The following is a 13,688-nucleotide window of genomic DNA, read 5'->3' on the forward strand; positions in this document are numbered from 1 at the left end:
GACAATTGCTTGAAATAGAACAAGAGTTGTCTGCTTGGAGGCAACAATTGTTGTGCCAATTTCCCAAGCGCACCGGGCCGGATGGCAACTACGCCAGACAGGTATTCAGCGGTCCGCAAGGTTGGCCGCAATCACGCTACGCAGCGGTACATGCCCACAACACCGGGCGCAATAAAAAACGGGGCTGCCGCCCCGTGCTTTATTTGCCCCGCAGGGCCAGATACAGCGCCCCAAGTCGGGGGCGGCGGTAAATCCACATGCGCTGTGCCAACCAACTGTCACGCCTATCCTTGGTGACGATGCGGCCGATCAGCTCGCGATCGGTGTCGGTGGTGTTGATGTGCTTGTCCACGGTGTAGAAGTGACGGAAGCCCGCCGCGCGCGCCACTTCGCGGTAGTCATCATCGAAGTAACCCTGCGGCCAACATAGATGGTCGCTAACCGCTCCCAGCCGCTGCTGCAATGTGTTGCGCGATGCCGCCAGATCGGCAGCCAGCCGGTCGCGCTTTTCCTCGCGGCTGGCACACAGCTTGTCCCAGCGCGCATGGCTGTGAGTGTGGCTGTGGAACTCGAAAGTGCCGGCGGCGCGTGCCGCCTCAATCTCGCTCCAGCGCATCATCACCTGATCGGTACGGCCGTCGGCCACCGCCTGCTTGCAACCATTGTGGTCCGGCGTTGCCGGCAGCGGCTGGCCCTGCCCGGCCACCGCGCGCACGCCACCATCGCCGATCCAGCCGGAAATGGTAAACAACAATGATGTCAGCCCGTAGCGTTGCAACACCGGGTGCGCATACACCCAGTTATCCAGATAGCCATCATCGAAGGTGATCAGCACGCTTTTTTTCGGCACCGGCTTGCCGACGAGAAAACTGGCAAATTCGTCGGCGCGCAGCGCATGCCAGCCGTTGCGTGCCAGCCAGTTCATGTGCGCATCGAAGGTTTCCGGCGACACCGTTACCAGCCCCGGATTGGGGCTGACGTGGTGATACATCAGCACCGGTACCGCCTCAGCGCGCGCCATGCTCGCCCCCTTGTGCCACCACCTTGTGCAGCAGCGTTTGCATATTGCGCGACATCACGTCGACATAGAATTGCGCTGCCACCAGCTCGCGGCTGTTGGCCGCCATCTGCTGACGCAAGGCGTCGTCGGACAACAGGCGGATCACCGCATCACCCAGACTTTGCGGGTCACTGGGTTTGATCAGCAGGCCGTTCACATTGTCGTGCACCACCTCTGGCACACCGTCGACATTGGTACCGATCACCGGCAGCCCCATGGCCATGGCCTCGATGAAGGCAGTGCCCAGCGCCTCTTGTTCGGTCGGCAGCAGGAACAGGTCGCAGGAGGCCAGCACGTTGGCGATATCGCGGCGCAGGCCAAGGAACAGGATGCGATCCGCCAGCCCGGCGGCGGCCACCTGGCCCTTGAGTTCGTCGAACAGCGGGCCATCGCCGGCGAAGATGAAGTAGGTATCCGGGCAGGCCGCCAGAATACGCGGCGCCGCCTGGATGGTGAGGCGGTGGCCCTTCTCGGTGCGCATGATGGCCACGGTCAGTACCAGCTTGGCGCTATCAGGCAGGCCCAGCTCATGGCGCAACGACGGCTCGCCGTCCACTTTCAGCTGCTCCGGATCCACGCCGGTATACACGGTGGACACCCGTTCGTCGGGGATGCCGGCATCAATCAGGTAGCTGCGTACGAAGTTGCTGACCGACACCACGTGATGCGGCAGCACCGAGTAGGTGAGCTTGGAGGTGATCGGCAGCGCCAGGTGGCGGGTGCGCACAACCTTGATGCCGGCCAGTCGCCCGGCCAGGCCGCCGAGGATGCTGTCGTGGCCGCTGTGGGTATTGACCACATCCACGCGCTGCGCCTTGATCAGCCGGTAGATGCGCCACATGGCGCGCATGTCGAAGGCGTTGTAGATCGGGATTTCGAAGGTTTCGATACCGGCCTCGCGGGCGCGTGCGGCCAACCTTGCGCCGGCACGGGTCAGCAGCAGGATGCGGTGGCCCAGCTTCTTCAGGCCCACCATTTCCTTGAAGGTGCGGTGCTCCTGGCCGCCCCAGCCAACGGACGATTCGGTATGCAGAATGGTCAGCAGTTTGTCTGCCATATCAGTTTTCCTTGAACTGCAACTGGTGCAGGCGAGCGTACATGCCGTCCTGTGCCAGCAGAGCCTGGTGGTTGCCGATTTCCTTGATCCGCCCCTGGTGCATCACCACGATGCGGTCGGCGTGCTCGATGGTGGACAGGCGGTGGGCAATCACCAGCGTGCTGCGGTTTTTCATCAGGTTTTCCAGCGCGCTTTGCACCAGGCGCTCGGACTGGGTGTCCAACGCGCTGGTGGCCTCGTCCAGAATCAGGATCGGTGCGTTCTTCAGCAGCGCACGGGCAATGGCCAGCCGCTGGCGCTGGCCGCCGGACAACTTGGCGCCATTCTCGCCGATCACGGTGTCAAAGCCTTCCGGCAGCGCCTCGATGAACTCCAGCGCGTTGGCCGCACGCGCTGCCTCGACGATGCTATCGCGGTCGATGTCACGCATCGCACCGTAGGCGATGTTGGCGGCAACGCTATCGTTGAACAGCACCACCTCCTGGCTCACCAGCGCAATGTGGCGGCGCAGGTCACCCAGCCGGATATCGGACAGCGGTATGCCGTCCAGCAGGATCTGCCCGCCGCTGGGCTGATAAAAACGCGACACCAGGCTGGCCAGCGTGGTCTTGCCGCTACCTGAGGAACCCACCAGCGCCACGGTCTCGCCCGGCTGCACCTCAAAGCTGAGGCCGGACAGCGCATCGCGCTCCGCGCCCGGGTAGCTGAAGCTAACCTCCTGGAACTGCAACCGGCCACGGGTGTGCGGCAACGCCTGCTTACCCTCGTCCACTTCTTCCGGCTCGTCCAGGAAAGTGAAGATGCTGTCGGCGGCGGCCAGGCCGCGTTGCATGGCCTGCGCCACGCCGGTCACCCGCTTCACCGGTGCGAACAGCAGCATCATCGCGGTGAGGAAGGACATGAAATCGCCGGCGGTGAAGCTGTCGTGCTGCGCACGCAGGGTGGCGAAATACAGAATGGCGGCCAGCGCACAGGCAATCACCAGCTGGGTGACGCCGGTATTGGCCGAGCTGGCGGCGCTCTGCTTCACCTGGTTGCGGCGCAGCGACATGGCTGCATCATTGAAGCGGTTCTGCTCCAGTGCATAACCATCGTAGATCTTCACCACGCGCTGTCCATCGATGCTCTCGCTCAGCACCTGGGTCAGCTGCGCCATATTCTGCTGGTTCTGCACCGACAGGCCGCGCAGGCGCTTGCCCACCTTGCGCATCGACACAGTCACCACCGGCATCACCACCAGGCAGATCAGCGTCAGCTGCCAGTCCAGGTACAGCAGCCAGCCCAGCAGGCTCAGCGCGGTGATGCCGTCTTTCACCGTCACGGTGATGACGTTGAAACCGGCCTCGGTGACCTGGTTCACGTCATAGGAAATGCGCGACACCAGGCGGCCGGACTGATTGTCGTCGTAGTAGCGGATCGGCAGGCGCAGCATCTTGGCGAACATCTCTTCGCGCAGCTTCTGCACCAGGTGCCCGGTTAGCCAGCTGGAGCTGTATTCGTTGATGAAGGAGGTGATGCCGCGCACCGCGAACACGCCGATGATGGCCAGCGGCACCCACACTATGGCGGAACGGTCACGGTTGACGAAGCCACCGTCGATCAGCGGCTTCATCAGCCGCGCGAAGAAGGGCTCGGTCAGCGCGGCGACGGTCATCGACACCAGCGACAGCGTGAACACCTTCCAGTATGGTTTCAGGTACTGCAGCAACCGCAGATAGATCTGCAGGCTGCTTCGATTCGAATTATGCAATTTCACTCTCTTTTAACGCGCCTGACGGCGGGCAAAATCGGCCTGCAGCGCCAGGATCTGCTGCAGATTATGTTCCACGGAAAAACGGGCGCGCACGCCCTGTGCCCCCTGTTGCGCCAGCTCGCGCATGGCCTGCGGCGCCGACAGCGCCTGGTCGATGGCCGCGACCCAAGCGTCGACATCGCCCGGCGCCACCAGCATGCCGGTACGCCCGTTAATCACGGTTTCCGGGATGCCGCCGGTGTGACTGGCCACCACCGGCACGCCAAGCGCCAGCGCCTCGATCTGCGACATGCCCAACGGCTCGTAGGTGGACGGCATCACCAGCAGCTCAGCATGGCGGAACAAACAGCTGGCCGGCATTACCGATCCTGCCAGCAACACCTGCCGCTGCAACCCCAGCTCGGCGATGCGTGCCTCGATGGCGGCGCGGGCATCGCCGTCACCGGCTATCAAGTAACGCAGTTGCGGCCAACGTTGCCGCAGCTGCGCCAGTACCTCCAGCATCAGCAGGTGGCCCTTCTCGCCACGCAGCATCGCCACGTGCAGCAGTAGCGGGCCCTGCCCCGCCGCCAGCCAGTCGGCAACGTGGCTGGGCAAGGCTTCGTGGCTGCGCTGGTCGATGCCGGCGAAGTCGATGCCCGGGTACACCACGTGGATGCGTTCGGCGCGGATCGCCGGGTTTTCCAGCAAGGCGTTGCGCAGATAGTGGCTGGGCACCATGGTGGCGTCGGCCAGCACATTGTACGGCAGCGGCTTCACCCGCCCGGCCAGATAGGTGCGCGAGCGCAGCACGAACGGCCGTGGCCGTACCAGCCGCGCCGCCACCGCGGCGTTATTGGCATCGTGCCCGCTGTGGCAGATCACCATGCCGGCCCGCGTACGGCGCAGCAGCGCCGCCAGGGTGAGAATGCTGGGCAGGTGCAGGCTGTTGCGGAAGGCAACGTTTTCCACCGCGAGGCCGCGTGCGCGCGCCACCGCATCCACCTTGCCGCCCGGCGGACACACCAGGGTGCAGGCAATGCCCTGCGCCTGCATGGCCGCCATCTGCTGCATCAGCTGCAGCTCCTGCCCACCGACGTTGCGCGAAGATTCGGTAAAGATAAGAATCTTACTTCTCCTCAAAACATGCGCTAGCCGACGTTAATTCCCTTTTTCTGGCCAGCAGCATCGCAAAAAAAACAGTCACACAGACTGCATAAACAGAGGTCAATGAGACAATCCAGAAGTACGAATCTATTAGCCCAGCAATAAAAAAAGTTACACAGACGGTGGCACCTGCTGCTCCGGCGAAGCGCTTGACCTCATCCTGCTGACGCAAGGCCGCAATGAAAAACCATAGTGGGAAAAAATAGAGAAGCCCACCAGCAATGATCCCAAAAATTCCCATCTCCACACCCATCGTCAGCAATTCATTATGCGGGTGAGGCGCTTTTTTGATAAAAGGTGAAGCATCTCCATCGATAATCATTTCATTAATTTTTTGATGATAACCTGACTTACCAATCCCAAATAAAAAGTTATCCTCAATGATTTCTCCGGCAACACGCCACATCTCGACACGCAGCCCCACAGCATTGTTCATGTTTTTATTTATAGTGGCAAACTCACGAATTCCTGCTTCAATTCTTGTTTTCATGAAACTCTGCGAAAACATTATTGCGGAAGAAGTCCCTATCATCATCAAAACCAAACACAAAATCGCTTTTTTAAAACTATTTTGAAAATAATAAAAAGCAACAATAAGCATCAAAAATGGCACAACCAAAATTATGGATCGTGAAACAGAAAGATAACCAGAAAACAATCCACAACTTAGAGAAACCAATTTAATAACAATAGAGAAATTTGAATTTACCCCCAGACTTTCGAGAGGAAGGAGTACTGCAACAAAACCCAACATAACAGAGAGCACACCAAATGGGATAGGATTACTGAAGCCATTCCATGCCCTTTGCCCACTTTGCCCATTAAGTCCCCAAGCAAAATGGCTGTAGTGGGTACTCAAGTATGCCCAGACAGCCACTCCTAAAACACCGACAACAACCAATGCAACTGATTTCAGCAGATCATCCGTACGAACCCACACCAAGGAAAATACCCCAAATGCAGCCAGTGCCATGCGCAATGGAGAATCTAGCGCATTAATGGGGATATCATAGCCTAGCAACAACTGCGTCAAACTCAAAAAAAAAGGCAATGCCAGAACAAGAAAAATAGAAACCTGCTCTTTTATTTTTTGTTTTTTCAAATAAAAAAAAGAAATCAAGAACAGTAAAAATACCGATAAATTTGCCCCACCCTTAACACTCATTGCCGTTGCAAAGAAAAAAGCAACAACAAGCAATAAAAAACCGCTTGAAATTTTTTCCAATTTCTCATAATTATTCATAATTTTCTTTCAAGGACAATAGTCTCACCAACGTATTTATTACATCGACAACTTGAATCGACTCCATGCACAGAGGGCGGCGGCACGCCGGCGGTGCATCACCGAGGCGGCGGCCGCAGCGCAGTGCCCACGCCACCTCGCGGTGGTGGATGGTGCGCTGGTTGCGGCACGGAAACCAGGCCGGCCCCACGCCGGCGAACGGCGAGCCGGCGAAGAAGCGACCGGGCCCGAACAGGATCTCGGCGCCGGGGCCGAACAGCATCACCAGCGGCTGGCCGGTGGTCTTGGCCAGGTGTGCCACACCGGTATCCGGACACACGTTCACCAGTGCCCGCGCCATCACCAGCCGCAGCTGCGGCAGGCTCAGTGTACCGGCCAACACCGTATCATCCGGCGCGATGCCGGCAGTGGGCAGCAAATGCTGCTCACCCGGGCCGCAGGACCAGACGATGCCCAGCCCCTGTGCCCGCAGCTGTCGCGCCAGCGCAGCCCAGCTGTCCGCCGGCCAGTAGCGGGTAGCGGAGCTGGCGCCCACGTGCAGCAGCACGAAGCGAGCCGGCAGATCCGGTAACGTGGCTGACGGCAATGGCCAATCGCTCAGCGCGAAGCGCGCCGGTTCTGGCCCGTCCACCAGTCGTGCGGCGGTGTCGGTCCAGGCTTCCGGCGTATCCGCATACGGCACCGCCTCGTCCAGCAGCCAGTTCTTGTAGGCCGGTGTTTCGCCGGCAAAACCGCTGACCCAGCGCGCGCCCATCGCCCGCCCCAGGAAAGACAGCCGGTTCTCGCCCATCAGCAGCACCCAGTCCACCCGCCCCAGCGTGCATAGCCGCCAGATGGAAGAAAAATCGCGGGGCATCCACGGCAGCGTCTGCACGCCGTAGGGTCGGGCCGCGTACAATCCGGTCTGCAACGGCGGGCAGGCCAGCAGGATTTCTGCCGCCGGATACTGCTGGCGCAGCTTGGCCAGCAGGCTGGTGGCCATCAAGGCATCGCCGAGCAGGAACTGGTGCAGCACCACGATGCGCTGAACGTTGGCCGCAGCCGGCTTGCGGCGCAGCCAGCCGAACAGCAACCGTGGCAGCAGCAGCGCAAAGATCAGCAGGCGACCGGGAACGCGGCTGTTCTTCATGCCGCCCCACCGGCAAGCCAGCGCTCGTACAGCGCGATCATGCCGTCCACCATCTGTTTCTCGGTCAGGCCGGCAACCCGCTGGCGCCCAGCCGCCCCCATCTGCGGCCAACGTTCCCGCGCCGCCAGCCAGTTGGTTACCGCCTGGCGCCAGCCGGCATCGTCCTGTGGCGCCGTCACCCAGCCAGTGCGGCCCGGCTCCACCAGCTCGGCGGCACCGACACGGGTGCTGACCAGCACCGGCAGACCGCAGGCCATCGCCTCGCTCACCACCAGCCCGAACGGCTCGTATAGCGCCGGCAGGATAAAACCGTCGGCCATGCCGTAGTAGGCGCGCACATTGGACTGCGCGCCGGTGAAGCGCACCCGCTCCGCCACGCCCAGCTGCGTCGCCAGTTGCTGATAGCGACGCAGCTTCTTGTCGCCGCCCACCACCACCAGCCATACCTCCGGCTGCTGGCTGATGGCCTGCAGCGCCTGCGCCACGCCCTTGCGCTCGAAGCCGGAGCCGACATACACCAGCACCGGCGCCTGCGGCGGAATGCCCAGTTCACGGCGCAGGCTGTCGCGGCTGGCGCGTGCGTCCTGCGGATTGAAGAAGGCGGTGTCGATACCGTTGAGGATCACGTGGCACTTGTCCGCCGCCACGCCGTAGTGCGCAACGATGTCGTTTTTCACCATCTGCGAAATACAGATCACGCCCTTGAGCGCCGGCGATTGGTACATGCCGCGTTCTGCGGCCAACATGTAATGATGGTAGGGGTTGAGCAGCATGCCGAGCATGCCCAGCGGCCCCTTCACGCCACGGCGCGAAGCCAGCCAGGCGCGGTGCACGCCGTCGTCGGCGCGGTAGATATGGCAGCCGGGAATGCGCTCGTGCGATTGCACCAGGTCGGCACCGTCCTGCTGCCAGCGCGCCTTCGCCGCGCGGGCGAAGCTGCGGTCGCGCCAGACGTTGCCCAGGTAGAACGGATTGACCGACACCCCCTTGATGCCTTCCATCGGCTGCCACTTGCGGTTGATCAGGTAGGCGTCGATGTCCGGCCGGCCGCGCAGCTGCTGCAAGATGGCGCTGACAATGCGCTCGGCACCGCCGGCCGGATTGTATTTCTGTCGCACGATGGCGAGTTTTTTCATGGCTGCTCCTGCTGCAATTGCGCGATGGCCGCCAATACCTGCTGCTCGTCGATGTGTTCCAGGCACTCGCTGCGCTTGCCACCACCACAGCCGTCGCGCCCGCAGGGGCGGCAGCTCATATTGGTGGTCAGCAGCCGGTGCGGCACCTGCCACGGCCCCCATTCGATGTCACCGGACGGCCCGAACAGCGCCACGCACGGTGTCTGCAGCGCCGCTGCCATGTGCATCGGCACCGAGTCCATGCCGACGAACAGCGTGGCATCGTCGATCAATGCGGCCAACTGTTTCAGGTTCAATTCGCCGGCCAGGCTGGCCACCGGGCGCATCAACCGCGACTGGATGTCGGCCAGCATCGCCAGCTCGGCGGCATCCGGCGCCGCCGACAGCACCACGGTGTCGCCGCGTGCGCTCAGCGCATCGATCAGCGCCGCCATGCGTGCCACCGGCCAGGTCTTGAACAGCCAGCGTGAAGTCGGGTGGATCAGCACATAGCGGCCAGTCACGCCGTTGGCCGCCAGCTTGGCGCGCACCACTTCGCGCGCCGGCTGCGGAATGGCGAGTTGCAGACGCCGCTCGTCGGCAGCCGGATAAATCCCCAGCCGACGCAGTGCATCCAGATGGATTTCCACGGTATGGCGACGATTACCGCCAATCACCGGGTAACGATGGGTAAAGCTACGCTTGAAGAACTTGCCGTGATCGCCGCCGGGCGCCACCGACCAGCGTGGCGCCAGCAGGCGCGACAACCAGGCGCCGCGTTTATGCTCGGTGAGGTGGATCACCAGGTCGTAGCCGCGCGCGCGCAAGCGCGACAGCAGCTGCCACTCGGCGCGCAGCTGTCCCAGCGGCCCCAGTTTTTTCCACTGGCGGTCGATGGTGAACAGCTCGCTCAGCGCCGGATGGCCGGACAGCATGTCGCGGGTGTCGTGATACACCAGCGCGTCGATCTCGGCATGCGGCGCGTGCTTTTTCAGCACCGTCAGCAGCGGCGAGCTCAGCAGTACATCGCCGTGGTGGCGCAGCTTGATAACCAGCACGCGCCGCACGGCGGACAAATCGATGGCGTCCTTGAGCATAAAAGAAAAAAGCCGGGTCAGGCGCCCGGCCCAGCATTCAGTTGTTGCAGAAGATCGGCGATTCTATCAGGGTCTTCACTGCGCAGGATACGGCTGGCCTGCGGGCCGAGCTCGTCGAGGTGGCTGTTAAGGACATTCTGCTTCACTTGCAGCAGGTTGGCCGGGTGCATGGAGAAGCGGCGCAGCCCCATGCCCAGCAGCAGACGCGTCAGGCGCGCATCGCCGGCCATTTCACCGCATACCGACACCGGCTTGCCGGCCTTGGTGGCTGTCTTGATGGTGTGCGAGATCAGCTTGAGCACCGCCGGATGCACCGGGTCGTACAGATGGCTGACCGAATCGTCGTTGCGGTCGATGGCCAGCGTGTACTGGATCAGGTCGTTGGTACCGATGGACAGGAAGTCCACGTGCTTGAGCAGGCTGCCCACCACCAGCGCCGCCGACGGAATCTCGATCATGGCGCCGACTTCCACTTCCGCGGCAAACGGCTGCGCCTCTTCGCGCAGCTCGTGCTTGGCATATTCCAGCTGCGACAATGCCTGTTTCAGCTCGGAGAGGCCATTGATCATCGGGAACAAAATGCGGATCTTGCCGTGGTGCGAAGCGCGCAGCAGCGCACGCAGCTGGGCGCGGAACATCAGCGGCTCTGCCAGGCACAGGCGGATGCCGGTCAGGCCCAGCGCCGGGTTTTCCGCGCTGCCGTGCCCCAGCCAGCGCGGGTTCTTGTCGGCCCCCAGATCCATGGTGCGCACCGTCACCGGCGCGCCGCGCGTGGCTTCGGCCACCGCGCGGTAGGCTTCGTACTGTTCGTCCTCTGACGGCAGGCTGTCGCGCCCGAGGAACAGGAATTCGCTGCGGAACAGCCCCACCCCCACCGCGCCGGACTCCAGCACGTTGGCCGCATCCTGCGGCAGTTCGATGTTGGCCAACAGTTCGATGGGCGTGCCGTCGCGAGTGATGGCGTCGGTCTTGCGGATGCTGGACAGCTTGCGCCGCGCCTCCACCCAGTTGCGCTGGCGACGGCGGTACTCAGCCAGCACCGATGCCGGCGGATCGATCACCAGCACGCCCTGCTGGCCATCGACGATGATCATCTCTTCTTCCCGCACCAGTTCGCGGGCGTGGTGCAAGGCGATCACCGACGGCAGATCCAGGCTGCGGCCGAGAATGGCGGTGTGGCTGGTGGCGCCGCCGACATCGGTGACGAAGGCTGCCACGCAGGCATCCTTGAAGTACACCATGTCGGCGGGGGAAAGATCATGCGCCACCAGAATGGTATCTTCGTCCAGATCCTCGGCGATCTGCAGCTCGGTGCTGTGGCCGCCCAGGTTCTTGAAAATGCGTTCGATCACCTGCAGCACGTCGTGCTTGCGCTCGCGCAGGTAGTCGTCTTCGATGGCTTCAAACTGCGCCACCAGTGTGTCGCACTGCAGTTTCAGCGCCCATTCGGCGTTGCAGCGCTGGCTTTCCACCAGCTCGCGCGGTTCGCGCGAAATGGTGGGGTCGGACAACAGCATGATGTGCAATGACAAGAACGCGCCCAGCTCGGCCGGCGCGTTCTCGGGTATGGTGCCCCACAGCAGCTCCAGCTGCTTGCGGGTGTCGCGTACGGCAAGGTCGAAGCGAGCCTGCTCGGCGGGGATCTCGTCGTCGTCCAGCACCAGATGCACCACGTCATCCATGCTCTGCGTCAACAAGTGCGCCCGGCCAATGGCGATACCGCCACCGATGGGCACGCCGTGCAAGATGATGCTCATTGTTCGCTCCCTCGCCCTGTTGTTATCGTTGTGCCGGCGGCTTATTCCGCTTCGTCGAAGCGGTTGTTGATCAACTCCACCAGTGCCGCCATGGCGGCATCTTCGTCTTCGCCATTGGTTTCCAGGTCCACCAGCGCGCCCTTGGCGGCGGCCAGCATCATCACGCCCATGATGCTCTTGCCGTTGACGCGGCGGCCGTTGCGCGCGATCCACACCTCGGCGCGGAAGCGGCTGGCGGTCTGGGTGAACTTGCTGGATGCCCGTGCATGCAGGCCCAGCTTGTTGATGATCTCAATCTGTTGCTTTTGCATCTTTCCCCTCTGGCAGCATGTAGTAGACCCCTTCCAGCCCGCCGGTAATAGCCTTGCCTACCACCACTTCCAGCGGCTGGCTGCTGTAGCACAGCGCGCGCACCAGCATCGGCAGGTTGATGCCGGCCACTGCCTCCACTTGGCCGGCTTCTACCAGCCGCCAGGTGATGTTGGCCGGCGTGCCGCCCACCATATCGGTGAGCAGCAGCACGCCATCGCCCTGCTGCAGCGTGGCGACCAGCGCGCTGGCTTCGTGGAACTTCTGTTCCGGGTCTTCGTGTTTTTCCACGGCCATCACGGCCAGATTGTCCGGCACGCGGCCAAGGACATGCCGCGCGCAATCGGCCAGGCTGTGCCCGAGATTGCCATGTGAGATGATCAGTACACCAACCATGTTTCGTTTACTCCGGCCTGTGCCGGTCAAGTTGGCCGCAAGCGGCCGGCATGGCGGTCAGCCCGCCGCCCCCGGCGCTGTTTCGGCACGGCGGAACCAGCCCAGCCGCGGCGATAGCGCCACCACGTCGCCCACGATAATCAACGCGGGCGAACTGATACTATGCGCCTGGATCAAGCCAGGCAAGGTTTCCAGTGTACCCACAACCGTGCGCTGCTGCAGGGTGGTGGCACGTTCCACCACTGCCGCTGGGGTAGTGGCTGCCTTACCATGACGGATAAACTCGGCACAGAGTTCCGCCGCCATGGTCAATCCCATGTATACCACCACGGTCTGCTGCTCGCGGGTCAGCGCCGGCCAGTCTAGCGCTATGCTACCGTCCTGTTTGTGACCTGTAACAAATGTCACCGACTGGGCATGGTCACGATGGGTCAGTGGAATGCCGGCATAGGCGGCGGCACCGCTGGCCGAGGTAATGCCCGGCACCACCTCGAACGGGATGCCCTCGGCCGCCAGCGCTTCGATTTCCTCGCCACCGCGACCGAAGGTAAACGGATCGCCGCCTTTCAGCCGCAGCACGCGCTTGCCCTCACTGGCCAGGCGCACCATCAGGCTGTTGATGTCTTCCTGCGGTAGCGAGTGATTGGCGCGCTGCTTGCCGACAAAGATGCGCTCGGCATCGCGGCGTACCAGCTCCAGCAGCGGCTCGGCCACCAGATTGTCGTACAGCACCACGTCGGCCTGCTGCATCAGCCGCAGCGCGCGGAAGGTGAGCAAATCCGGATTGCCCGGGCCGGCACCCACCAGGTACACCGCACCGGATGGCGGCGTATCCGTTGCGGCCAACCTGGCAAGCATCTCGGCCTCGGCGGCGGCTTCGTTCCCGTTCATCACCTGCTCGGCCAGCGGCCCTTCCAGCACCGACTCCCAGAACGCACGCCGCTGCTCCACGTTGCCGAAGCGCGCCTTGACCTGCTCGCGGAAGCGGCTGGCGAAACGCGCCAGGTTGCCGAAACCGGCCGGGATCAGGCTTTCCAGCCGCGCGCGGATCAGCCGTGCCAGCACCGGTACGCCACCGCCGGTGGATACCGCGATCACCAGCGGCGAGCGGTCGATGATGGCCGGGGTGATGTAGCTGGACAGCTCCGGGTCGTCCACCACATTGGCCGGGATGCCCTGCGCCTGTGCCGCCTGCGACACCATGCGGTTCACCTCGCGATTGTCGGTGGCGGCCACCACCAGGCGGTAGCCGCTGACATCCGCGGCCAGCGCTTCGCGTGGCAGGTGGCGAATCTCGCCGCTGGCGGCCATGGCGGCCAGCTCGGCCACCAGCGCCGGCGACACCACCGTCAGCCGCGCACCGGCCGACAATAATAGCCGCGCCTTGCGCACGGCCACCTCGCCCCCGCCCACCAGCAAACAGGGTTCGTCCTGCAGGCGCAGAAAGATCGGAAAGTACTCCACAAGCGGCTCCCATCAGTAATCCTGTCGAGGATACCCGCTCGGCTGCGGCTTGGCGACCGCGGCAGCCGGGCCCGAACGATGGATTTTTGCCGCGTCTTTTCTAGCCAGAATGACTACAATCACGCTACCTATCCCGTCGGGCGCTGCCCAACCTGTCGATGC

General features: G+C 62.7%; 12 protein-coding genes. All 12 read right to left on the reverse strand.

The window, feature by feature from the left end:
- Nucleotides 1-199 precede the first annotated feature (199 nt).
- From ABNW52_RS03475 to cysG, 12 genes are read right to left on the reverse strand one after another with little or no spacing between them, the layout of a single operon-like run.
- Nucleotides 200-1,021, reverse strand: a complete 822-nt coding sequence (locus tag ABNW52_RS03475; protein WP_349584060.1) for a polysaccharide deacetylase family protein — start codon at nucleotides 1,019-1,021, stop codon at nucleotides 200-202.
- Nucleotides 1,008-2,117 (reverse strand): glycosyltransferase family 4 protein, encoded by a 1,110-nt coding sequence (locus ABNW52_RS03480; protein ID WP_349584063.1) that lies wholly within the window; start codon nucleotides 2,115-2,117, stop codon nucleotides 1,008-1,010. The genes ABNW52_RS03475 and ABNW52_RS03480 overlap by 14 nt, the downstream gene beginning before the upstream one ends.
- A gap of 1 nt (nucleotide 2,118) precedes the next feature.
- Nucleotides 2,119-3,867: a lipid A export permease/ATP-binding protein MsbA gene (msbA, locus tag ABNW52_RS03485; protein ID WP_349584066.1), complete on the reverse strand. Its 1,749-nt coding sequence runs from the start codon at nucleotides 3,865-3,867 to the stop codon at nucleotides 2,119-2,121.
- 12 nt (nucleotides 3,868-3,879) lie between these two features.
- Nucleotides 3,880-4,992 (reverse strand): glycosyltransferase family 4 protein, encoded by a 1,113-nt coding sequence (locus ABNW52_RS03490; RefSeq protein ID WP_349584069.1) that lies wholly within the window; start codon nucleotides 4,990-4,992, stop codon nucleotides 3,880-3,882.
- Nucleotides 4,979-6,259: an O-antigen ligase family protein gene (locus tag ABNW52_RS03495; protein WP_349584072.1), complete on the reverse strand. Its 1,281-nt coding sequence runs from the start codon at nucleotides 6,257-6,259 to the stop codon at nucleotides 4,979-4,981. Before ABNW52_RS03495 ends, ABNW52_RS03490 begins: the two co-directional genes overlap by 14 nt.
- Nucleotides 6,252-7,388 carry a glycosyltransferase family 9 protein gene (locus ABNW52_RS03500; RefSeq protein ID WP_349584075.1) on the reverse strand — a complete coding sequence of 379 codons (1,137 nt, stop codon included), beginning with the start codon at nucleotides 7,386-7,388 and terminating at the stop codon, nucleotides 6,252-6,254. The genes ABNW52_RS03495 and ABNW52_RS03500 overlap by 8 nt, the downstream gene beginning before the upstream one ends.
- Nucleotides 7,385-8,524 (reverse strand): glycosyltransferase family 4 protein, encoded by a 1,140-nt coding sequence (locus tag ABNW52_RS03505; RefSeq protein WP_349584078.1) that lies wholly within the window; start codon nucleotides 8,522-8,524, stop codon nucleotides 7,385-7,387. The genes ABNW52_RS03500 and ABNW52_RS03505 overlap by 4 nt, the downstream gene beginning before the upstream one ends.
- Nucleotides 8,521-9,600: a putative lipopolysaccharide heptosyltransferase III gene (rfaQ, locus tag ABNW52_RS03510; RefSeq protein WP_349584081.1), complete on the reverse strand. Its 1,080-nt coding sequence runs from the start codon at nucleotides 9,598-9,600 to the stop codon at nucleotides 8,521-8,523. Before rfaQ ends, ABNW52_RS03505 begins: the two co-directional genes overlap by 4 nt.
- Before the next feature lie 17 nt (nucleotides 9,601-9,617).
- Nucleotides 9,618-11,357, reverse strand: a complete 1,740-nt coding sequence (ptsP, locus tag ABNW52_RS03515) for a phosphoenolpyruvate--protein phosphotransferase (protein WP_349584084.1) — start codon at nucleotides 11,355-11,357, stop codon at nucleotides 9,618-9,620.
- A 41-nt stretch (nucleotides 11,358-11,398) separates the two neighbouring features.
- Nucleotides 11,399-11,668, reverse strand: a complete 270-nt coding sequence (locus ABNW52_RS03520) for an HPr family phosphocarrier protein (protein ID WP_349584087.1) — start codon at nucleotides 11,666-11,668, stop codon at nucleotides 11,399-11,401.
- Nucleotides 11,649-12,062, reverse strand: coding sequence for a PTS sugar transporter subunit IIA (locus ABNW52_RS03525; protein ID WP_349584090.1), 414 nt, complete (start codon nucleotides 12,060-12,062; stop codon nucleotides 11,649-11,651). The genes ABNW52_RS03520 and ABNW52_RS03525 overlap by 20 nt, the downstream gene beginning before the upstream one ends.
- 57 nt (nucleotides 12,063-12,119) lie before the next feature.
- The gene (cysG, locus tag ABNW52_RS03530) at nucleotides 12,120-13,526 is read right to left on the reverse strand and encodes a siroheme synthase CysG (protein WP_349584093.1); all 1,407 of its coding nucleotides are present in this window, start codon (nucleotides 13,524-13,526) and stop codon (nucleotides 12,120-12,122) included.
- Between the last annotated feature and the right edge of the window lie 162 nt (nucleotides 13,527-13,688).

Source organism: Vogesella oryzagri (assembly GCF_040148885.1).
GTDB classification, from domain to species: domain Bacteria; phylum Pseudomonadota; class Gammaproteobacteria; order Burkholderiales; family Chromobacteriaceae; genus Vogesella; species Vogesella oryzagri.

What these genes read in the sequence shown, in the direction of transcription:
- ABNW52_RS03480 (WP_349584063.1), bottom strand. Translation starts at nt 2,117, where the DNA reads ATGGCAGACAAACTGCTGACCATTCTGCATACCGAATCGTCCGTTGGC.
- ptsP (WP_349584084.1), bottom strand. Translation starts at nt 11,357, where the DNA reads ATGAGCATCATCTTGCACGGCGTGCCCATCGGTGGCGGTATCGCCATT.
- ABNW52_RS03475 (WP_349584060.1), bottom strand. Translation starts at nt 1,021, where the DNA reads ATGGCGCGCGCTGAGGCGGTACCGGTGCTGATGTATCACCACGTCAGC.
- ABNW52_RS03520 (WP_349584087.1), bottom strand. Translation starts at nt 11,668, where the DNA reads ATGCAAAAGCAACAGATTGAGATCATCAACAAGCTGGGCCTGCATGCA.
- rfaQ (WP_349584081.1), bottom strand. Translation starts at nt 9,600, where the DNA reads ATGCTCAAGGACGCCATCGATTTGTCCGCCGTGCGGCGCGTGCTGGTT.
- ABNW52_RS03525 (WP_349584090.1), bottom strand. Translation starts at nt 12,062, where the DNA reads ATGGTTGGTGTACTGATCATCTCACATGGCAATCTCGGGCACAGCCTG.
- ABNW52_RS03505 (WP_349584078.1), bottom strand. Translation starts at nt 8,524, where the DNA reads ATGAAAAAACTCGCCATCGTGCGACAGAAATACAATCCGGCCGGCGGT.
- ABNW52_RS03495 (WP_349584072.1), bottom strand. Translation starts at nt 6,259, where the DNA reads ATGAATAATTATGAGAAATTGGAAAAAATTTCAAGCGGTTTTTTATTG.
- ABNW52_RS03500 (WP_349584075.1), bottom strand. Translation starts at nt 7,388, where the DNA reads ATGAAGAACAGCCGCGTTCCCGGTCGCCTGCTGATCTTTGCGCTGCTG.